The sequence below is a fragment of the Macrococcus bovicus genome (genome assembly GCF_004359575.1).
GTDB classification, from domain to species: domain Bacteria; phylum Bacillota; class Bacilli; order Staphylococcales; family Staphylococcaceae; genus Macrococcus; species Macrococcus bovicus.
Genome location: NZ_SCWF01000001.1, coordinates 447032 through 468875 on the forward strand (window position 1 = coordinate 447032; position 21844 = coordinate 468875).

The following is a 21844-nucleotide window of genomic DNA, read 5'->3' on the forward strand; positions in this document are numbered from 1 at the left end:
CTTTTCTTCTGTTTTACAGCTCAGCGAGTATCTCGCCTGCATCTTTGAATTCTAAACCTTGATCGTCAGCGACCGCTTTGAAAGTGACGTGACCGTTCAAAGTATTGATACCTTTAAATAACGCTTTGTTTTGTTTAACCGCTTCTACATACCCTTTGTTAGCGATTTGCAGTGCGTAAGGGATAGTCGCGTTGTTCAGCGCCATTGTAGAGGTACGAGGTACAGCGCCTGGCATGTTGGCAACAGCATAGTGCACGATATCATGTTTCACATATGTCGGCTCATCATGTGTTGTAATACGGTCTGTTGTCTCAAAGATACCTCCCTGGTCGATCGCGATATCGATGACCACTGAACCCGGGTTCATGGATTTGATCATTTCTTCTGTCACAAGTTTAGGCGCTTTAGCCCCTGGAATTAAGACGGCACCGATGACAAGGTCACTGTTTTTAACGCTTTCCGCGATGTTGAATGGTGTAGACATCAATGTCTGTACTTGACTGCCGAATAAGTCATCAAGCTGCGCTAAACGAGCTGGGTTCAGGTCGAGAATAGTGACATCAGCACCAAGACCGACTGCCATTTTCGCTGCGTTTGTTCCCGCTTGACCGCCACCGATGATAGTGACCTTACCTTTCTCAACGCCTGGAACACCTGCAAGCAGGATTCCTTTACCGCCGCCAGTACGTTGTAAGAACTGAGCGCCGATCTGAGTCGCCATACGTCCTGCCACTTCACTCATAGGAGATAACAGTGGTAATGAACCATTGTCAGCCTGAACAGTCTCATAAGCAATACCGACCACTTTGTTATCGATCAATGCTTTAGTAAGTTCTGGTTCCGGTGCAAGGTGAAGATATGTGAAGAGAATCAGGTTCTCTCTGAAGTATTGATATTCTGACGCAAGGGGTTCTTTTACTTTCATCACCATTTCCGCTTTCCATGCTTCAGCAGCAGAAGAAACTATTTTACCGCCTGCTTCAGTATAGTCGGCATCTGTGAAATAAGAACCTTCACCAGCTGTAGTCTCAATCCATACCTCATGGCCGGATTGCACAAGCGAATAAACGCCGGCAGGTGTCAGAGCGACACGATTTTCATTATTTTTAATTTCTTTAGGTACACCAATAATCATTGATAATTCCTCCTAATAATTGTTTGCGGTTTCAGTTTAACACTTTAAAATGAAAACGCAATCATTTTTGATAAAAACATATTTTTTTTATGCTATAATGAAATCAGAAAAAGACTTTGGGAGGGATTTATATGTTATTCTACAAAAACATTCTAATCGCCGTTGATGGTTCAAGTGAAGCTGAATGGGCATTCAACAAAGCGGTTGAAGTTGCAAAGCGTAACGGTGCAAAACTTTCAATCGTCAATGTTATCGACACAAGAAGCTATGCAAGTGTTGAAGCTTACGACCGTTCCATCTCAGAACGTGCCGCTCACTACAGCCAGAAATTACTGGAAGGTTACAAAAATGTGGCACTGGAGCGCGGCGTTGAAAATGTAGAAGTCTTCACAGAATATGGCTCACCAAAAACAATCATCCCTAAACGATTAGCGAGCAAACTGAATGTTGACCTGATCATGTGTGGCTCAACAGGCTTAAATGCAGTTGAACGCTTTATCATCGGCTCAGTGTCAGAAGCTATCGTCCGTCACTCTGAATGTGATGTACTGGTTGTCCGTACAGAAACATTACCAGAAAACTTCGAACCAGAGGTCGCAACAGAACAATTCAAACAGGATAATCAATAAAAAATAAGACTCTAGTCCCAGGGACTAGAGTCTATTTATTATGCTTCGATATTACCGAATTCCATTGTATCGCGGGCGATCATCGCTTCTTCTTCAGTAGGAATGACAATGATCTTCACTTTAGAATCTTCTGTGTTGATGAATGCTTCTTTACCGCGCAGGCCGTTGTTTAAAGACGGATCGTACTCAACACCCATGAACTTGAAGTTATCAAGTACTTTAGCACGGATCAAGTCGGAGTTCTCACCTACACCCGCTGTGAAGACGATGGCATCCAGACCTTGAAGGACAGCAGCGTATGAACCGATATATTTCTGAATGCGGTCGATATAGATATCAAGCGCTAACTGAGCACGTTCTTTGCCTAATTCTGCTGCTTCTTCCACGTCACGTAGGTCACTTGAGATACCTGAAATACCTAAGATACCTGATTGTTTGTTGAAGACATTCATGATAAGGTCTTCTGCTGTCTTACCTGTTTTCTCCATGACGAACGGGATAACCGCTGCATCGATGTCACCCGTACGCGTACCCATTGTGACACCGGCAAGTGGAGTGAAGCCCATAGATGTATCCACTGATTTACCGCCATCGACTGCCGTGATTGAAGCGCCGTTACCGATATGGCAAGTGATGATTTTCAGTTCTTCTGCCGGACGTTCCATTAATTCAGCTGCACGCTGAGACACGTATTTATGGCTTGTGCCGTGTGCGCCGTATTTACGTACACCGAAATCAGTGTAGTATTCGTAAGGCGTGCTGTAAAGGAACGCAGATTCCGGCATTGTGGAATGGAACGATGTATCGAATACAGCGACGTGCGGGATATTAGGGAGCATTTTACGGAATGCACGGATACCCATTAAGTTCGGACCATTATGAAGGGGCGCAAGCTCGATTAATTCTTCAATCTGCTTCTCTACCTCATCAGTTACAAGCGCTGAAGTCGGGAATAAATCCCCGCCTTGCACTACGCGGTGGCCAGTCCCGTCCAAGTCATTGATATCATTGATGATGCCATGTTTTTTCATTTCTTCAAGCATCATATTAACCGCCTGCTCGTGGTCTTTAATATCGAGAGTCTGTGTGACTTTCTCACCGTCGACAGAGATAGTGAAAATAGAATTCTTCATGCCGATACGTTCGACTAACCCTTTAGTCAGTACTTTTTCTTCCGGCATTTCAAATAATTGGAATTTTAATGAAGAACTTCCGGCGTTAATCGCCATAATTTTTTTCATAAGGAGCCTCCTCGTAATTTTTATACATATGCTATTTAACCATTATTACAGCAATTAATCAATGAATATAACAGTTATTTATTTTTTCTGTTTATTTCGAACCATTCATTGAATTCATCCAGGAACTTCTTCATCGCCTGACCGTCCTTGAAATCCGGGATATTGGCAAGCAACACTTCGACTGGCAGACTTTTTTCCAGGGGTTTCTTCTGCAGAACGAGAATGGATTTCTGTGCAGATTCTGTCTTGAATAAGCTTTTCGGCAGATTCAGAAATACCTGCATATAAGTCTCTGTAGCAATGAATTGCTGGAGCTGTTCTACTCGGTCGTATTCAAATAACTGGCTGGGCACTATCAGCATCGCAAATCCGCCAGGCTTGAGGGCCTCTACACTCTGCTCAATCATCAGATGGTGTGAGAAGCTATGGCCTTCCTTGAAACCGAGCTTCATGTCATGGCTGCGTTCGTCTACCGGATAATAGCCGACCGGCAGATCCCCGATCACGACATCCGCTCCTTCTACCTGAAGCGGCATCAGTGCATCCTGAGGATAGATATCAAAAGGGACCTCGAGGAAGTTCGCAAGGTGGACACTTACCCGTGCCAGGACGGGGTCCACCTCTACCAGCGCATGGTGGAATGATTTATCTGGATTCTGTTCATTGATGGTGGCTGAGAGATGGCCTGTGCCACTTGCCATGTCCAGAACAGTGATATCTGTGACGTCTTCAGTGAACATCTTCACCATATAGCTGACAAAATAGCCGATACTGTCAGGTGTCATCTGATGATTCGGCTGAATCATCTCTTCTTTCAGCATACTTAAATAAGCAAACTGAAATGCTTTGCGGCGTTCAGCAAGCGTACTCTGCTCAAGCAGCTCACGCTGATTCATATAGATATCTTCCATCGCAAGCCCTAAGTTCTCAATAAAGCTATGCCCGTTGTCATGCTGTAATTCCTTTGTTTTAGCGTCTAATGTTTTAAACAGCGTCTCTATCATCGTTTCCATATTATTTCCTTTCAAATAAAAACTGCCCGTAAAAGGGCAGTTCAAGTTATTAAATTGATTTCAGTGCTTCTACTGCCTTATCGTAATCAGGATGATCGGTTCCTTCTGGTACGATTTCTGTATAAACCACTTTATTATCAGCATCCAGTACAAAGACTGAACGTGCGAGTAATCTCAATTCCTCCATCACTACACCGTAGCTTGTGCCAAATGACAGGTCTTTATGGTCACTGAGTGTCACTACATTTTCAAGCCCGTTAGCTGCACACCACTTGGCTTGCGCGAAAGGCAGGTCACATGAAATGGTGATGACAACCGCATTGTCAACATCTGACGCATTTTCGTTGAAAGTACGTGTCTGCGTACTGCATACACCCGTATCAATTGAAGGTACCACGCTGATTAACTTCTTCTTGCCTTCAAAATCAGCGAGCGTGCGCACACTTAAATCATTAGCAAGTACTGAAAAATCAGGCGCTACTGAACCTTCTTTAACCTGTTCGCCGATCAATGTCATCGGTGTTCCTTTGAATGTCACTTGTGTCATTGATAAATCCTCCTTATGAATAAGTTCATCTTTAATTTATCATGAATCAAAGTTAAAGCGTACTATTTTGTTTCATCACGGGCGCCATCAGACGGTCACGCAGCCGCTCCTGTCTCTCATAGATCACCACTGTATCACTCAGCATATCATGGATACCCTGCTTATGCGGATTGAATAAGATGACCAGATAGAGCAGGTGCCCCAGAAAACCACTGATATAGCGTCCGAGCCATTCGCGTGTCACAACCTGCAGGAAGGTCAGCGGTTTGTCATCCGTTGAAACAACCTTCAGTCCCATCAGCATCTTGCCGAGTGTCGCCCGGAAGAACCAGGTCATCAGGACAAAATACAGGAAGAAAATCAGCGATGACGCAATGTTTTCAATACTGAAAAGAGGCGCGCCTACATAGCTGCTGAGATCCCAGCCCAATAGTTTGGCTAACGGTCTGAGGAGGATCGCTTTCAGACTGCCGATGACGATACCATCGACAAGAAAGGCGACCAGTCGTACACCGAATCCTGCATGCGTGCTGTTGATGATATCACGTTCGTAACCTTCCACCATTGAAGAGGGATAGACCATTCTTTCACTCATATCAGCACCTACTCCCCGTACAGGTACATCGGCGTTGTACCTTGGCGTTTCGCCAGCAGTTCTTTGATGGCTGACAGATCATCGTGACCCATCATCTTCTGTACCCATGTATGTGCAGCAAATGGCGTGCTGCCCCAGAATGAATCAGCCGGTGTAAATTCGATGACTTCTGCATCAGCTGCCTTCATATCCTTCTTCAGCGCACTTAACGCATCCTCTTCAAGTCCGATTTCATCGACCAGACCGTTCTTCGATGCCTGCAGCCCTGAGTAGACGCGACCATCTGCCAGCTTACGGACTTCAGCCTGTGACATTCCCCGTCCGTCAGATATGACTCTGACGAACTCATTGTAACTTTCATCAACTAATGACTGAAGGATCTGACGTTCTTCTGCGTCCATTTCTTTCGTCGGGCTCATGATATCTTTATGCGCGCCACTTTTGATGGTATTGAATTTGACACCATATTTATCCGCAAGTTCCTTGTAGTTCATTGACTGCATAATGACGCCGAGCGAACCTGTCAATGTCTCACGTGAGGCATAAATCTTATCAGCAGGTGTTGAAATATAGTAGCCACCTGATGCTGCGACATTCTTCATTGTGACATAGATTTTCTTGCCGGCCTTTTTAAGCTCTTCTATTTTATCGTGGATTTCTGCGCTCTCATAAACGCCGCCGCCTGGCGAGTTGACGACCATCAGAACGCCTTTGATTGAATCATCCTCTTTGATCTGCTCCAGTTCCTTCATCATCGTCTCATGGTTATAACCTTCTGCACCAAAAAGACCGGGACTGCCTGTATCCTGGATGACGCCATCCACTTCAACTCTGGCAATACGATGATCGAGATCATCCCCTTCAAGCGTGTTCTCTGTCAGTTCACCTGCATTCATCTGTCCCTCTAATTCCTGAGTGAAGCTCTCCATGAAGTTCGTTGTAAATAATGATGAAGCTGTCGCTAAAATCAGTAACGCTGCAGCAATTAACAAGGCTATAATTCTTTTACTCATCTTATCTCCCTTTCCAACATTTAGTATCTATCTCTAATATAACAGAAATGGCTGTTAAATTTCAGCACTTATCAGAAATGTGCTGAAATATAATCATAGGCATTTTTGCCGATCAGCAGGACGGTCACTACGATAAAGAGCAGTTTGACGTATGAGACACCTTTCTTCAGCGCGAACTGACTGCCCGCATAACTCCCGGCGATCATTGAAACGCCCATGACCAAGCCGACTAGGTAATCCACCTTACCCATCACCATGAATAACAGGAGTGCCCCAATATTCGAAGCGAAATTCAGGAACTTGGCGTTACCGGCAGCCCGCAGAAAATCAAATCCTACAAATAACAGGGTGAACAACAGAAAGCTGCCCGTCCCTCCGCCGATAAAGCCGTCATAATAGCCGATCACCACTAACACCGAGCAGAAGAAGAGCATCCTGAGAGAAGAGAGCGGCTTGTAAGTCGTCTCATGCCCCCAGTCCTTCTTGACGAGCGTATAGATAAGGACAAACGACAACATGACGATGATAATCGGCTTCAAAAGTGCAGGCGGCAATACAGTGGCCGTCAATGCGCCCAATATAGAAGCAGCAAAAGATAACGGAAACAATTTTCCGACTATATGGAAGTCTACCTTGCCGGACTTGATGAAAGAAATCGTCGACGTCAATGAGCCGAACGAGCTGGCAAGTTTATTGGTACCTAAGGCTATGGCAGGCGGCATACCTGTTGCCAGCAGGGCCGGTGTGGATATCAGCCCGCCTCCCCCGACCACGGCATCAATGAAAGCCGCTAAAAAACCGAATGCAATAATCATGATCAACATCTGTATATCCATCTTTATCCCCTTATTCAAAAATAGTGCTATTCATGGATGAATAGCACTTTGTCAGTTATAAGAAGTCGCTGAAGTTTTCTTCTGGACGTTCTTTCGTTATTGTGAGTACTTCAATATTCTCGATCGCGTCGTTTAAGAGCGGTTCAAAGTCAAACCGGCTTTCGAACTTCTCGATTTTTTCAAGCTTCGGATTGGTCTTTGGATTTTTAGGTGTGAAAATCGTGCAGCAATCCTCAAACGGTTTGATGGACGTGTCAAATGTGCCGATCTCTTTAGCTTTGATAATGATCTCATCCTTATCCAGCGTCAGTAACGGCCGCAGAATCGGCATGGCTGTGACCGCATTGATGGCATGCATACTGCCGAGCGTCTGACTTGCGACCTGTCCCAGGTTCTCACCATTGACGATGGCCTGCGCATCTATATGCCCTGCAACTCGTTCTGCAATTTTAAGCATCATCCGGCGCGTTGAGGTCATCGTCATATTCTCCGGCACGACTTTATGAATCGTCTTCTGAATCTCAGTGAAAGGCACAAGATGCAGCTTGATCTCTCCAGCAGTCTCAGCCATAATACGCGTCAGGTCGATGACTTTCTGTTTAGCTTCCTCGCTGGTAAAAGGCGGTGAATGGAAATGGATGGCTTCAATCGTCACCCCGCGCTTCATGACTTCAATGCCAGCGACAGGCGAATCGATTCCGCCGGACAGCATCAGTAATGTCTTGCCGCCTGTGCCTACAGGAAGCCCGCCCGCACCTTTTTCGATGCGTGAATAGAGATAAGCAGCATCCTGTCTGATTTCAACGGTCAGTTTATGATCCGGCTGTCTGACATTGACCGTCAGATGCTCGACTTCTTTCAAGACTGTGCCGCCGATGACTTGCTGCAGCTCAAATGTCTCCATCGGATAATTCTTATCAGAACGCTTCACATCCACCTTGAATGTCCGCCCTTCCTCGTCAACATCTTTCGCCACTAAGACGGCCGCTTCCTGGATGGTTGCCAGTTCTTTATCCACCCGCATGACCGGGCTGACTGAATGGACACCAAACACCTTTGTTACGCGACGAATCACTTCTTCTACATCGATGTTTTCGTCTAAATGAATATACATACGGTCGCGGTTTGCATGCACCTGGTATCCGGTTAATGGAATCAAGGCATGCTTGACGTTGCCTTTTAATTGATTGACGAATGTATTACGATTCCCGCTTTTAAGCGTCAGTTCGCCGTACCTTACTAATAACTGATCATATCTCATTTCTTCAGTAGCTCCTCTACTTCTTCATATATTTCCCTGAACATGGCATTGAATGTATGCACTTCTTCAGCTGTATTGTTTTTGGATAATGATATTCTGATGCTGCCGGTGATCGCTTCATCCGATACGTGCAGCGCCGTCAATGTCTCATTCAGTTTAGCACGTTTAGATGAACATGCGCTCGTCGTCGACACCATGATACCTCTTTTTGAAAATGCGTTGACGATGACCTCTCCTTTGACGCCTACAAAGGACAGATTGACGATATGGGGCGCACCATTGTGCTGTGAGTTCAGCTGAATACCCGGAAACTGCTTGACGTACCGTTCTATCTCTTCTTTCATCTGATAGAGGCGTGCACGCTGCATCTCGTAATCGTCGAGTGTCAGCCGGATTGCTCTGCTCATGGCCACCGCTGAAGCGACATTGACCGTACCGCTTCTGAAGCCATACTCCTGGCCGCCGCCGAACAGCGTATGGGTGATGGTCTTCAGCTGACTGAAGACCAGAAGACCCTGACCTTTAAGTCCATGGAATTTATGCCCGCTCAGACTGAAGCTATGAACCCCTTCCAGTTGCAGCGGTACTTTACCGAATGACTGGACACAGTCGACGTGGAAGTGAATCCTTGGATAGTGCTGAACCATGGCGGCTACTTCTGCGACCGGCAGAATGGCGCCCATGACATTGTTGACATGCATCATGGCAACCAGTATCACATCACTGGTCAGTAAACTTTCCAGATGCTCCAGGTCAAGCGCACCGTCTTCCTTAAAGCGCATATATTCAATATTAAATCCTTCTTCTTCCAGTGCACGGACGGTCTCAAGTACGGATGGATGTTCAAGCTTTGTCGTAATAATGGTTCGACCGAACTGCTTTTTCGCACGCGCCATACCAGTCAGCAGTAAGTTATTGGATTCAGTCGCACCGCTAGTGAAAATGACCGACTGCTGATCCAGTTTGAGCAGCTTTCTGATCTGCTCTCTGGCAGAATCCAGCAGCTTCTCTGTCTCTATCCCTTTGGCATGCGGGCTTGCCGGATTAAAATAGAATTCTTCATTTACTTTATTAAAGGCAGCCAGCACTTCTTTATCGGGCTTAGTGGTGGCACTGTTATCAAAATATATCATTCTTCTTCTCTCCTCTTACAAAAAGAAAAAAAGACTTAAAGAAAGTCTTTTTTCTGCGTTAGTTCATGCCGTTTATTCTTTTTTCAATCTGTGCAGATGCACCAGGACTGACGCGTTCAATAGCAGCTTCCGCAATCTCCACTGCACGTTTATAGCGGTTGTTGCTGAATAACCGTTCTGCTTCAATTAAGTCTTTATTGACATCAGCATGGTCTTTACGATAGCGGTTGCCATACTGTATAAGAGCTTCAGCATACGATGCCTGCTGCAGCATTGTCAAGACTTCCTGCTCAAACGTATTCATCATTGCGAGCACTTTCTGCACTTTATCCCTTACATGCTCGACATGCATCGGACGTTTGTTGAATAAGGCGTGCGCCTCGCGCGTCTCAATGTCAATCTCATTTTTCATGATGATAAAACGCTCAGGGATGCTTGCGAGGTTGGAGGCCATCAGTTTGCGGAAGACATCTTCCTTGCGGCTCTGGATCTTCAGCGTATGTGACTGGGCCTCACGCTCGTATTCACGCAGCGCAGTCAGATGCTGCTGCAATTTCTCCTGCTCGGTGTTGATCGTCCCCACATGATCTTTAATATAGGTCAGGTTATCTTCAACTTCCGAGTAGCGGACGGCCGATTTCGCCATCTCATTTAAAATCTCATCATAAACCGCAATGAGACTCTGTATCTCATTATCATACTGCCGTACTTTCTGAACATCTTCTTCATCGATATAATAATTATCGCGCACATACTCAATTTCAGTGCGCAGCGTATAGTTCATATCTTTCGCGTAGAAGAGCTCATCTGTGATCAGCTCTTTAGATTTCTCGACATGATTCTTGGCCACCACTTCAATCTCGACTAGCTCGAGCATCTCATCTAAAGTGCTGCTGATGTCAGCAATGATTTCTTCCGCCTCATCCAGCTGCAGTCTCGCAATCAGCGGCTCCACTAAGTTCAGCTTGCCTTTTAAGGTCTGCAGGTTACTGTCAACTTTGACGTGGTCCAGATTGTACCCTTCGACCTTCAAGTCACGGCAGCCGTAACGGATTTCCTGGAACTGGCCAGGCAGTTCCTTCTGAACCTCACGGATCAACAGCGGAATCTCTTCCATATCTGATTTCAGACGTGTCATCTGCCCGTGGACTTCTGTAATCTTAAAATGGGCAGATTCATAATTCCCTTCGCTCGTCAGCTGTTCATATTCCGTCAGCGCCGGTAAGAAACGTTCAATATTGTCCTCCAGAGGCCGTGCAGCCTCACCGTACTGATGGCGGTTGGCCAGTACATCACGCTTCGCTTCACGGTAGATCGTCCGACATTCTTCATATTTGATACGGTCTTCCTTGGCACGGCTGACGTAATCATCTATCTGTGCAGACAGCGTCTGATATTTCTGTTCGATGGCATCAAGCGTCTGATGACTTTCATCAATCCGTTCGCTGCTTTCCTTGAACCTGAAACGATCCAGTGCTTCATCTGCTTCGTTGATACGCACTTCACTTTCGTCAAGGTCATTTTTCAGGACATTCTGCCAGCTGTACTTCCAGTCCTCAAACTTCATTTTCGCTTCACCTTTAAGCTGGAGATCTTTCACTTTCACAAGTTCATTCTGAAATGGCAGTGCCTTAATTTCTTCCTTACGCAGTTCTACTTTTTCAACAGCCGTCCGCTTCTGATTTCTTAAATAAAACAGGACGCCGACCCCAATTAATATCAGTACAATCAGTAACACAATCAAGTAAATTATCAACGTTCTTCCCTCCAACTTGTTCTTCAACATTATAACGTAAAAAAGTGTTGCAAAAAACTATTTTATTGTGAAAAAATAAGTCGATGTATAAAATGAAGTACGTACAGATATATTTATTCCACAGAATGAGGTGTTCCGATGTTTCAACCTGGCCAAATCAAAGATTACCAATCACTTAATACAGCGCTTGACCACCTGCTTTCAGGCGAGTCAGATGCCATCAGTCATCTGGCAAACGCATCAAGCTTACTCAATTACTTTCTCGACGATGTGAACTGGGTCGGCTTCTATACGATGAAGAACGGTCAGCTGCAGCTGGGGCCTTTCCAAGGTCTGCCTGCCTGTGTGACGATTCCAGTCGGACGCGGTGTGTGCGGAACAGCTGTCAGCGACAATCGCACGATGCGTATCGCAGATGTCCACGCCTTCCCGGGTCACATTGCCTGCGATGCAAATTCAAAGTCAGAAATAGTGATCCCGCTGACTGTGAACGGAGAAGTGTACGGTGTGCTGGATATCGATGCGCCGGTGACTGACCGCTTTACCGCAGAAGATCAGACAGGCCTTGAGGCGTTTGCCCGGATACTCGAGAAACATCTGTCACAGGCAGTATAAAATATTATATTGACATCCATGACAGAACCTACTATAATAGACAAATGTGAATAAACGAGAGTAGCAGATAAATATTAAGGCGCTCTATGGTGTCCCCTTAGTTGGCGTGCTGTGTAACCAAAGCTAACAGGCGAAGGCACGGAAAGATACTATATCGCCTTAAGCATTTATCATATTTTTGTTTTTCGCGAAAAAAACAAAAGAGGAGGAGTCAATCCATGGCTCGATTTACAGGTTCAACTTGGAAAAAATCTCGTCGTTTAGGTATCTCTTTAAGCGGCACTGGTAAAGAACTCGAAAGACGTCCTTACGCACCAGGACAACACGGTCCTAACCAACGCAAAAAAATGTCTGAATATGGTCTTCAGTTACAAGAGAAACAAAAATTACGTTACATGTACGGTATCAACGAACGTCAGTTCCGTACAATCTTCGACCGTGCAAGTAAAATGAAAGGTATCCACGGTGCTAACTTCATGGCACTTTTAGCGTCTCGTTTAGATGCTGTTGTCTACCAATTAGGTTTAGCTCGTACACGTCGTCAAGCACGTCAGTTAGTTAACCACGGTCATATCTTAGTAGACGGCAAACGTGTCGATATCCCGTCTTACACATTAAAAGCAGGTCAAGTGATCTCAGTGCGTGAAAAATCTCAGAAATTAGATATCATCGCTGAATCAGTTGAATTATCTCACCACGTGCCAGAATACTTAACATTCGATGCTGATAAATTAGAAGGTACATTCGTCCGTACACCAGAACGTTCAGAATTATCTGCTGAAATCAATGAACAGTTAATCGTTGAGTACTACTCACGTTAATATGCTCTCAGTCTTAAGCACTTGCTTAAGACTGTTTTTTTATGGTTTCATAAGTTAAAGGAGTGATTGAATGAAACATCATTTTGAAGGGACTGCCCGTTTTACAGGCGGCTACGAGTCCCACGGCACGCTGGAAACGCAGAATTTGACAACAGACATCTCCATCCCCGCTTCTATGGGCGGCGTTGAGATCGGCACCAATCCTGATGAGATGCTGCTCGGTGCTGCAACGACCTGCTTCATCATTTCACTGTCAGTACTCTTTGAGCGCAACCGCATGCCCCTTACTGATCTAAAAGTAGAGTCAAAAGCGACTGTTGACCAGTCAAAAGGTGTCCTCACATACGAATCAATTGATTATATCGTCACCATCCAGACAGATGCACCTGACAGCAAGCACAGTCTGTTACGGCGGTTTGTACGTAAGGCAGAAGAGAGCTGCATGATCACACGCGCTTTACAGGGGAATGTCGCCGTCAATATCACTGACATTCATATCAACCCGTCATAGAAAAAAGATACTTCTTTTAAATAGGAAGTATCTTTTTAGATTAAAGTGCGAAATAGTCTGATAAATGGTATGATACATAAGTATCCGCTTTCAGAAGTCCGATTATTCAGCGCCAGCGATTCATGCTGATACCCATCAAACTTCCATTGACTTTGATACATAAAAGCAATACTATTTATAAATACTAAAGAAATGAGGGATTCGTTTTGGAAACAATCAAAAAACGGAGAAGAGGCATCAGCCTTCCTACCCAGATTATTATCGCGCTTGTCCTCGGTATCATAGTAGGTTTTCTCCTGTATGGACAAGATGACTTAAAGAACTATATTCAACCTTTCGGTGATGTCTTCCTTCACTTAATCAAGATGATTGTGGTACCGATTGTCTTCTGTTCACTGGCCATCTCTATCGCAGGTGCCGGAGATATGAAGACTGTCGGACGTTATGGCTGGAAGACACTCCTTTACTTTGAGGTCATCACCACTTTTGCCATTGCGCTCGGCATCATCTTTGCCAATATCTTCAAGCCGGGGTCAGGGATCGATCCGACTAAACTGCCGAAAGGCGATGTCTCAAAATATACGACAAATGCTGAAGCGGCTGCGCATTCTACATATGGCAACCATATGATCGATACGATTGTCGGCATTATCCCGACCAATATCATTGATGCGATGGCACAAGGTCAGCTGCTGCCTGTGATCTTCTTCTCTGTGTTCTTCGGACTGGGGATCGCAGCAGTGGGCAAACGCGCTGAACCTGTTAAGCTGCTCCTGGAAGGTGTTCTGGATGTCATCTTCTGGATGACGAATCAGATCATGAAATACGCTCCGATCGGTGTATTCGCATTCATGGCTGTCACTGTCATGACTTTCGGTATCGATGCATTAATTCCATTGCTTAAATTAGCGCTTGTTGTCATCGGTTCCATGATTTTCTTTATCATCGTTGTACTCGGTACGGTTGCCGCTATGTGTAAGATTAATATCTTCCATTTACTGCGCATCCTAAAAGATGAGCTGCTGCTGGCCTTCTCAACTTCAAGCTCAGAAACAGTATTACCGAGCATTATGGATAAGATGGAAAAATTCGGTGCGCCTAAAGAAATCGTGTCATTCGTAGTACCGACGGGCTATACGTTCAACCTGGACGGCTCAGCGCTTTATCAGTCTATCGCCGCGTTATTCATCGCTCAGATGTATGGTGTGCACTTATCGCTGACTGAACAGCTGATTCTGTTACTGACGCTCATGCTGACTTCTAAAGGTATGGCCGCTGTACCAGGTACTTCAATCGTTGTCTTGATCACGACGTTATCAGCGATGGGTCTTCATCCGGAAGGCTTGGCATTGATCATCGGTATTGACCGTATCCTTGATATGTCCCGTACTGTCGTCAATGTGGTAGGGAACTCTTTATCGACGCTCGTCATTGCCAAATGGGAAAATCGCCTGGATTATGACAAAGGACGCAAGTATTACGAGACCTATGTAAAATAATATATGACAAAAAAATAAAAGTTAACGTAAAGTCTATATTTTATTACCTGGATGCTATATACTAAATATATAACTTAATTAAGGGTGATAAATTTGAAACACCTTTCTAATCTATTCAGTGGTAAGTTAACAGCCTATCAGATAGCTACAGCGACTGGTGTCGACATTCAAATTATAGAAGAGATGATGGAGAACGCGGATGCTATGAACGAGCTTGATGAATGCTCATACAATAAACTCGTTCAACTGGAAAATGAACTGTTTACTCCATCCGTTAACAACAATGAGACAAGTGCCTAAGAGCACTTGTCTTTTTCTTTTACTATAAAACGATATTTAAAGGGGAAGGTTTAATGTCCCTTTTTTAAGGTTATAGTTAACTACCATCATATTCGAAAAGGAGGTTATACTGATGCCTGCCATACTTTTAAAAGCATCATTACCTACTTTGCTCAATCAGAACATCAAGTTTCAGCTTTTAAGAGATGAATCTGAAAAAGAGACATTCATCAATCATTATAGAAAACAATCTAAAGAAACTGCTAAGCAGACCAATCGGCCGCATATCTGTACGTTACAATTTATTTATCCGGACGAATATACTGAGACCATAGTCATGAAAGCTGAATAAAACGACGATTGCATACACAATCGCCGTTTTATTTTTTTTCAAGTTCTGCACTCATCCTCTTCATCGCATCATCCACTGCCTGAGTGATTGCAGCTATTGCTTCATTCTTCGGCAGCTGATAATCGGTCGGATGGATGGATTCTCCGAACTGAATATAAGCTTTCTCTTTGCTGAATAATAGTTCTCTGAATGTCAGCGGCCCTTTATAGACGGCTGGCACGATAGGTTTCTTGCTCATCACAGCAATAGTTGCCGCCCCTTTCTTGATCGGTGCACCTTCTGTTCTCGAGCCGGACGGAAACATCCCTACTGTCTGGTTGTTACGCAGCAATTTAACCGGAATCTTCAGCGTGGAAGGACCGGGATTCTCACGGTTGACCGGAAACGCGCCTACGCTGGTGAAAAGCCAGTTAAGGAAGGGATTGCTGAACAGTTCTTTCTTCGCCATATAATTTATCTGAAGCGGATAAACCGCCATAGCCAGCACAATGATTTCCACCATACTTCTGTGTGTACAAGTCAGAATATAAGCCGGGTCTTTCGGTAAATGCTTTTTATCGACTACTTTCAGTTTTCGTCTGAAAATAACGATAACGACATAAAGAATCGTCGCAAGTAATTTATACATGGATATCTCCCTTTTTCATGAAATTTTCATTATTATCTGCTATTAATATATAATAACATAAACAAGGAGGCTACTATGACCATAGAAGATGAACATGTAGAATATAGAGAAGAACGTCGCACTGAACGGCAGCAGCCTAAGTTTATTCCCCTCTTACTGGCAGGTGTGCTCGGTTCTGCTCTAACACTTGGAGCAGATTATGTCATCGAGCAGAATGGCCAGCCGGATACCCCGAGCGCTGTGCCGCAGGTTGCCGATAATATGACCGTCCAGAACAAGGAGAATGCGACTTTACCGGATATGCTTGAGAAAGTCTCACCTGCCATTGTCGGGGTCGTCAATCTTCAGAAGACCAATGGACTCTTCCCGGACGTCAGCACCACTGAACAGGAGTCAGGGACAGGTTCAGGTGTCATCTATCAGGCTGATGATCAGGCCGCCTACATCGTGACTAACAATCACGTCGTCGAAGGGGCTTCAGATATCAAAGTACAGCTCGCCTCAGGCACGAAAGTGGATGCAGAACTTCTCGGAACAGATGCGCTGACTGATATTGCTGTCCTTAAAATAAAAGGGAATTTCAATATCAAGCCGCTTGCCTTCGCTGATTCCAATAAGATCCGGACAGGGGATGCCGTCTATGCCATCGGTAACCCTCTAGGACTGGATTTATCGAATAGTGTGACAAGAGGCATCATCAGTGCGAAAGAACGGACCATGACCGTCGCTACTTCTGCCGGCGCTTCTACTGTTAAAGCGATTCAGACTGATGCAGCTATCAACCCCGGCAACTCTGGCGGTGCACTCATCAATACAGCAGGTCAGCTTATCGGTATCAACTCAATGAAGATCGCCGCCGCTGAAGTTGAAGGCATCGGATTTGCCATCCCGTCCAATGACGCTCGCACTGTCATCTCTGAAATTGTTAAAAATGGCAAAGTCATTCGTCCGTATATGGGTCTCACACTGATCTCCCTGGATTCAATCCCTGCGCCCTATAGAAATGAAATGAATGCGACTGAAGAAGGTGTGCTGGTTGTCCAGACTGATGAATACGCCGGCAAGACCCTGCAAAAAGGTGATATCATCACCGCAGTTGATGGCAAGAAGGTCACTTCTGACAGCGAGCTGAAAAGCTATCTCTACCAGAACAAAAAAGCTGGTGATTCTCTTAAGTTGAAGATTTATCGTGATAACAAAGAAATGGACGTCTCCCTTATTCTCCGCGATGACGAAAATGTCCGCTGATACGTCAACACTCTGATTACCAGAGTGTTTTTTTCATGAACAAATCAGAGTGATTTGTTCATTTATTTTTAACAATTCTCTATTTGACTTTATGAGTTATTTTACTTATGATTAGGTCATCAATTCTTTGTGAATTCGTTTACAAAAACTTATCTTTTTTGCTTAAAATATGCTATTATCAATTAGGCAGTAAAAAGCATTGCATCCATACTTATCAACTGACTTATTTATTATTCATCACATATAAATCATTAATCTATCGGGGGTTATCATTATGGCAAGAACGGCAGACTATAGAAGTGCGTTTGATGTAATCGGACCAATCATGGTCGGTCCATCTAGTTCACATACAGCAGGTGCAGTAAGAATCGGTTCTGCAGCGCGAACCGTGCTGGGGGTTGAACCTGAAAAAATCCATATTTCATACTATGAATCATTCGCAGAAACGCATTTAGGGCATGGCACTGACTTAGCGATCATTGCCGGCCTTCTCGACTTCGAACCGGAAGATCCACGTGTCAAAACATCTATCGACATTGCAAAAGAAAAAGGAATTGAGATTGAATTTGTTGAGGAAACGGGTACGAGTATTGGAGACCATCCTAATACAGCGCTTGTCAAACTCGATGCAGGTGGCAAGCACGTTGAAGTGTTAGGGAACTCAATCGGTGGCGGCACCATCAAGTTACGGAGTATTCATATCAACGGCGCATGTGTGGTCATGAATCATACATTACCGCTGCTTGTTCTTTACGGCAACAGCCCGATGTCAGAATTCAATGACTGCATCGCTAAAATGTATGATTTAGGCGTTGATATCAACGAAGAGATCAAATCCAGCCTGAATGATTACCATATCATTGCCATTCAGCTCTACAAGCCGATCAAAGAGGAAACATTTGAAGAGATTAAAAATGCTTATCCAGATATCGATTTTTCAAATATTATCTAATTTTATGAGGGGGACTCATTTATGTTTAAATCTATAAAAGAAGTCGTAGACCATGCGACTGAAACGAATCAGTCATTAGCTGAGATTATGATTCAGATGGAGATGGAAACATCTGATATGACGCGTGAAGAAGTTCGCGCTAAAATGCTGAAAAACCTGCAAGTCATGAAAGATGCCGTTAAACGCGGTTCTACCGGTGAAGGTGTTAAATCGGTAACAGGTCTGACTGGACAGGATGCCATCAAGATGCAGAAGTATCGTGAGAAAAACCAGTCATTATCAGGTGATGCTGTCGCACTGGCAATCCAAGGTGCGATTGCCACGAATGAAGTCAATGCGGCGATGGGTCTGATCTGTGCGACGCCTACTGCAGGTTCTTCAGGCACGATCCCGGGGGTTCTCACCTCTCTTGAGGACAAGTTCAATCTGACAGATGATCAGCAGGTTGATTTCCTGTTCACTGCTGCGCTCTGCGGTCTTATTATCGCTAACAATGCCAGTGTGTCAGGTGCGATGGGCGGCTGTCAGGCTGAGGTCGGCAGTGCTTCTGCTATCGCTGCTGCTGCCGCTGTTGCAACATTCGGCGGTACGCCCCAGCAATCAGCCCACGCAATCGCCTTTGCATTAGGCAACCTGCTCGGTCTTGTCTGTGACCCAGTGGCCGGTTTAGTAGAAATTCCTTGTGTCATGCGTAATACAGTCGGCTCAGGTAATGCCCTGATTTCTGCTGACTTAGCGCTTGCAGGTATCGAGTGTAAGATTCCGGCTGATGAAGTGATCGAAGCGATGGATAAAGTCGGTCGTAACTTGCCGCGTGAACTACGTGAAACAGGTCTCGGCGGGATTGCAGGTACTCCGACAGGTGAAGCGATCAAAGCTAAAATCTTCGGCTCACAACATGCATTCAGTTAAACAAAAAAAGTGCTGAACTTAAATGTTCAGCACTTTTTTTCTGTCTAGAAGCTGCGGTCTGCACCGCCACCCCCGAAGCCGCCTCCGCCAAAGCCGCCGCCATCGAAGCCGCCGCCGCCGAAACCGCCCGATGAGAAGCCACCGCCGCCAAAGCCACCGCCCGTCGGGAAGAAGATAATAGGGCCCACACCTCTTCTACGTCCGCCGCCACGTCCACCGCGACCACCGCCGCCAAAGAACATGGAGAAGATCAGATAAAGAAAGAAGAGGGTCAGGATGATATCAAATATACTGAATGAACCGCCGCTGTCAGATGCACTGACCGGTTCTTCACGTGTAAACTTGCTGCCATCATAGCCATAAGAGTCAGCTACTTCCTTCCAGATTGCTTTATACAGCTTCGTCACACCAGAAGCATAGAGCGCTTTAGCCTGAGGGTCCTGACCTTTCGGGTCGATGGCCACTGCTTTCTGTATATCAGGTAGTGCATATTGATCGGTCAGTGCCCCGACCTTTGCATCATTGAGGACACCTTCCAGACCATAACCGACCTGGACGTTTAATCCCCGGTTTCTGAATTCATTGCCATTATCAAGGTTCAGTAAGATGACAATCCCGTTGTCCTTCTCTTTCTGACCTACCCCGTACTCACGACCTGCCCGAAGTGCATAGTCTCCTTTAGGTTCCTGTCCGATAGTAGGCATGGTCATCAGTAGAATTTCAGCTGTCGTTCCTTGTTCCAATCGATTACCCAGCTCATTCAGTTCAGCCACCTGTGTCTGATTCAGAATACCGATATGGTCCTGCGTGTAGACAGGGTTCTTAAGCTTGGGTAGAGGTTCAGCTGCATTCACCTCATAGAATGGATAAAGTAAGACAAAAATCGCGATTAAGAACGCGATTTTTTTTGTCATTATTTTTCATCTCCATTGTTGAAATCAACTTTAGGAGCATCTTTTGCAGCACTATCTGCCTTGAAGTATTCTTTCTCATGTTTGCCGACAATACCTGCAAACAGGTTCATCGGAAAGCTTTTCACGACTTTATTGTATTCCGTTACTTTGTCATTGTAATCACGGCGTGCAACCGCGATTCTGTTCTCTGTGCCTGCCAGTTCATCACGTAAACCCGTGAACTGCGCATCTGCTTTCAGTTCGGGATAGTTTTCACTGATAGCAATTAAACGTCCTAAAGCTGACGTCATTTCAGCATTTGCCTCTGCTTTGTCGGCAGCTGTACCATTGGCTGTCGCACCAGCTAATTTAGAACGTGCATCTGCTACTGATTTGAAGACATCAGATTCATGTTTGGCATAGCCTTTGACTGTTTCAACTAAGTTAGGAATTAAATCAAGACGACGTTGAAGCTGTGTATCGATATTCGACTCCTCTTTGTTGACATCCTGCTCAAGTGAAACTAAGCGGTTGTAAGGTCCCATCACCATCGTTCCTAGGATAGCGAGGACCGCGATAATCGCAATAATCGGTATAAGTAATTTTCTCATGACATTTCTCCTTTAAGTAAGTTAATTCTCTAATACCCAAAAAGGACTGGCTTTAACCAGTCTTTCATGCTATTTATAGTTGACCATAAAGTACTTCTTCTTGCCTCTTCTGATGATGGTGAACGCGTTATCTATTTTATCTGCCGCAGTGATCTCATAGGCTGTATCCATAACTTTATGGCCGTTAATGGAGATCGCACCGTTCGTGATATCCTCTCGTGCCTGTCTTTTACTTGGACTGACACCTGCTTCAACCAGATAATCTACTAAATGAGTGGCTTCTGCTACTGTGCTCTGAGGCACGTCCTTGAAGCCTTGACGGATTTCATCAGCTGATAACTGTGATAAATCACCTTTAAAGAGAGCATCTGTAATGCGGATCGCATCTTTAAGGGCCGCTTCATCATGCACCAGTTTCGTCACTTCAGCCGCAAGTGCTTTCTGCGCTTTTCTAAGATGAGGTTCTGTTTCGAGAGAAGTCTCGAGCGCTTCGATCTCCTCTTTCGATAGGAATGTGAAGTACTTAAGAAATTTGATCGCATCTGCATCTGGTGTGTTGATCCAGAACTGATAGAACTCATAAGGTGAAGTCTTCGTCCGGTCAAGCCATACCGCACCTGACTCGGACTTGCCGAACTTTTTGCCGTCTGCTTTAGTGACGAGTGGAACCGTAATACCGTAGGCTTCCACTTCGCCGTACATACGGCGCATCAGTTCAAGGCCTGATATAATATTACCCCACTGGTCGGAGCCGCCAAGCTGAATCTTGACCTGATGTGCTTGATTGAGATGGCCGAAGTCAATCGCCTGCAGAATCGTATAGGTGAATTCTGTATAGGAGATACCCGTCTCCAGGCGTGACTGAATACTATCTTTAGCAAGCATATAGTTCACGCCGACATGTTTACCGTAGTCTCTCAGGAACGTCAGAAGATCGATCTGACCGAGCCAATCTTTATTATCGACACGGATAGCACCGTTGTCGCCACTGAAATCGAATAGCTGTTCCATCTGTTTCTTGATGCCGTCAACATTATGCTGGACCATTTCAGGTGTCTGTAAGACCCGCTCATCTGTCCGGCCGGATGGATCCCCGATCATCCCTGTCGCCCCGCCGATCAGGACAACCGGACGATGACCATGTGCCTGGAAACGGCGTAACGTCAGAAACGGCAACAAGTGACCGATATGCAGGCTATCTGCAGTGGGGTCGGCACCGCAGTAGATGCTGACGCTCTCCTTGTTAAGCAGCGCTTCAATTTCCTCCGGATGAGTCTCCTGATAAATCAGACCGCGCCATTTCAAGTCCTTTAATAATTCATTCGTCATATAAATCCCTCCTGTATAAAATAAAAAAAAGCACC

At 45.1% G+C, this 21844-nt stretch carries 24 protein-coding genes; 10 read left to right on the forward strand and 14 right to left on the reverse strand.

Annotation, left to right across the window (positions count from 1 at the left end; all coding sequences use genetic code 11):
* Positions 1-13: 13 nt before the first annotated feature.
* A complete protein-coding gene (gene ald / locus ERX55_RS02485; protein WP_133450992.1) occupies positions 14-1135 on the reverse strand; it encodes an alanine dehydrogenase in 1122 nt (373 codons plus the stop codon).
* A 131-nt stretch (positions 1136-1266) separates the two neighbouring features.
* Here ald and ERX55_RS02490 point away from each other — a divergent pair, with 131 nt between their 5' ends.
* Positions 1267-1764 carry a universal stress protein gene (locus ERX55_RS02490; RefSeq protein WP_133450993.1) on the forward strand — a complete coding sequence of 166 codons (498 nt, stop codon included), beginning with the start codon at positions 1267-1269 and terminating at the stop codon, positions 1762-1764.
* A gap of 38 nt (positions 1765-1802) precedes the next feature.
* Here the strand turns inward: ERX55_RS02490 and ERX55_RS02495 are convergent, their stop codons facing one another.
* From ERX55_RS02495 to ERX55_RS02535, 9 genes are all read right to left on the reverse strand, one after another.
* Positions 1803-3005: an acetate kinase gene (locus ERX55_RS02495; RefSeq protein ID WP_133450994.1), complete on the reverse strand. Its 1203-nt coding sequence runs from the start codon at positions 3003-3005 to the stop codon at positions 1803-1805.
* A gap of 74 nt (positions 3006-3079) precedes the next feature.
* The gene (locus ERX55_RS02500; protein ID WP_133450995.1) at positions 3080-4018 is read right to left on the reverse strand and encodes a class I SAM-dependent methyltransferase; all 939 of its coding nucleotides are present in this window, start codon (positions 4016-4018) and stop codon (positions 3080-3082) included.
* 49 nt (positions 4019-4067) lie between these two features.
* The gene (gene tpx, locus ERX55_RS02505; RefSeq protein ID WP_133450996.1) at positions 4068-4565 is read right to left on the reverse strand and encodes a thiol peroxidase; all 498 of its coding nucleotides are present in this window, start codon (positions 4563-4565) and stop codon (positions 4068-4070) included.
* Between the two features lie 52 nt (positions 4566-4617).
* Entirely contained in the window at positions 4618-5160 is a 543-nt protein-coding gene (locus tag ERX55_RS02510) for an RDD family protein (protein ID WP_243721430.1), read from the reverse strand.
* An 8-nt stretch (positions 5161-5168) separates the two neighbouring features.
* Positions 5169-6173, reverse strand: a complete 1005-nt coding sequence (sppA, locus tag ERX55_RS02515) for a signal peptide peptidase SppA (protein ID WP_133450997.1) — start codon at positions 6171-6173, stop codon at positions 5169-5171.
* Positions 6174-6244: 71 nt separating this feature from the next.
* On the reverse strand, positions 6245-7009 hold the full coding sequence (locus ERX55_RS02520) for a sulfite exporter TauE/SafE family protein (RefSeq protein ID WP_133450998.1): 765 nt from the start codon (positions 7007-7009) through the stop codon (positions 6245-6247).
* A 55-nt stretch (positions 7010-7064) separates the two neighbouring features.
* On the reverse strand, positions 7065-8270 hold the full coding sequence (gene thiI, locus ERX55_RS02525; protein WP_133450999.1) for a tRNA uracil 4-sulfurtransferase ThiI: 1206 nt from the start codon (positions 8268-8270) through the stop codon (positions 7065-7067).
* Complete coding sequence (locus ERX55_RS02530) at positions 8267-9403, reverse strand: cysteine desulfurase family protein (RefSeq protein ID WP_133451000.1); 1137 nt, start codon at positions 9401-9403, stop codon at positions 8267-8269. The genes thiI and ERX55_RS02530 overlap by 4 nt, the downstream gene beginning before the upstream one ends.
* 58 nt (positions 9404-9461) lie before the next feature.
* Entirely contained in the window at positions 9462-11159 is a 1698-nt protein-coding gene (locus ERX55_RS02535) for a septation ring formation regulator EzrA (protein WP_133451001.1), read from the reverse strand.
* 138 nt (positions 11160-11297) lie between these two features.
* On the opposite strand from ERX55_RS02535, the gene ERX55_RS02540 reads away from it, so the two are divergent.
* From ERX55_RS02540 to ERX55_RS02565, 6 genes are all read left to right on the forward strand, one after another.
* A complete protein-coding gene (locus tag ERX55_RS02540; RefSeq protein WP_133451002.1) occupies positions 11298-11774 on the forward strand; it encodes a GAF domain-containing protein in 477 nt (158 codons plus the stop codon).
* Positions 11775-11992: 218 nt separating this feature from the next.
* Positions 11993-12595 (forward strand): 30S ribosomal protein S4, encoded by a 603-nt coding sequence (gene rpsD, locus ERX55_RS02545; protein ID WP_133451003.1) that lies wholly within the window; start codon positions 11993-11995, stop codon positions 12593-12595.
* A 70-nt stretch (positions 12596-12665) separates the two neighbouring features.
* A complete protein-coding gene (locus ERX55_RS02550) occupies positions 12666-13106 on the forward strand; it encodes an OsmC family protein (RefSeq protein ID WP_133451004.1) in 441 nt (146 codons plus the stop codon).
* 215 nt (positions 13107-13321) lie between these two features.
* Complete coding sequence (locus tag ERX55_RS02555) at positions 13322-14605, forward strand: cation:dicarboxylate symporter family transporter (RefSeq protein WP_133451066.1); 1284 nt, start codon at positions 13322-13324, stop codon at positions 14603-14605.
* A gap of 93 nt (positions 14606-14698) precedes the next feature.
* Positions 14699-14905, forward strand: coding sequence for a hypothetical protein (locus tag ERX55_RS02560; RefSeq protein WP_133451005.1), 207 nt, complete (start codon positions 14699-14701; stop codon positions 14903-14905).
* A gap of 112 nt (positions 14906-15017) precedes the next feature.
* A complete protein-coding gene (locus tag ERX55_RS02565) occupies positions 15018-15236 on the forward strand; it encodes a hypothetical protein (RefSeq protein ID WP_133451006.1) in 219 nt (72 codons plus the stop codon).
* A gap of 28 nt (positions 15237-15264) precedes the next feature.
* On the opposite strand, the gene ERX55_RS02570 is transcribed toward ERX55_RS02565, so the two are convergent.
* Entirely contained in the window at positions 15265-15864 is a 600-nt protein-coding gene (locus ERX55_RS02570) for a lysophospholipid acyltransferase family protein (RefSeq protein ID WP_133451007.1), read from the reverse strand.
* 75 nt (positions 15865-15939) lie between these two features.
* On the opposite strand from ERX55_RS02570, the gene ERX55_RS02575 reads away from it, so the two are divergent.
* From ERX55_RS02575 to sdaAA, 3 genes are all read left to right on the forward strand, one after another.
* Positions 15940-17112 carry a S1C family serine protease gene (locus ERX55_RS02575; RefSeq protein WP_133451008.1) on the forward strand — a complete coding sequence of 391 codons (1173 nt, stop codon included), beginning with the start codon at positions 15940-15942 and terminating at the stop codon, positions 17110-17112.
* Positions 17113-17386: 274 nt separating this feature from the next.
* Positions 17387-18064: an L-serine ammonia-lyase, iron-sulfur-dependent subunit beta gene (gene sdaAB, locus ERX55_RS02580; protein WP_133451009.1), complete on the forward strand. Its 678-nt coding sequence runs from the start codon at positions 17387-17389 to the stop codon at positions 18062-18064.
* A 21-nt stretch (positions 18065-18085) separates the two neighbouring features.
* Positions 18086-18976: an L-serine ammonia-lyase, iron-sulfur-dependent, subunit alpha gene (gene sdaAA / locus ERX55_RS02585; protein WP_133451010.1), complete on the forward strand. Its 891-nt coding sequence runs from the start codon at positions 18086-18088 to the stop codon at positions 18974-18976.
* A 44-nt stretch (positions 18977-19020) separates the two neighbouring features.
* Here sdaAA and ERX55_RS11595 read toward each other — a convergent pair whose 3' ends face one another.
* The 3 genes from ERX55_RS11595 to tyrS form a co-directional block, all read right to left on the reverse strand.
* The gene (locus tag ERX55_RS11595; RefSeq protein WP_133451011.1) at positions 19021-19890 is read right to left on the reverse strand and encodes a TPM domain-containing protein; all 870 of its coding nucleotides are present in this window, start codon (positions 19888-19890) and stop codon (positions 19021-19023) included.
* A complete protein-coding gene (locus tag ERX55_RS02595) occupies positions 19890-20480 on the reverse strand; it encodes a LemA family protein (protein WP_133451012.1) in 591 nt (196 codons plus the stop codon). Before ERX55_RS02595 ends, ERX55_RS11595 begins: the two co-directional genes overlap by 1 nt.
* Before the next feature lie 69 nt (positions 20481-20549).
* A complete protein-coding gene (gene tyrS, locus ERX55_RS02600; protein WP_133451013.1) occupies positions 20550-21809 on the reverse strand; it encodes a tyrosine--tRNA ligase in 1260 nt (419 codons plus the stop codon).
* Positions 21810-21844: the final 35 nt, after the last annotated feature.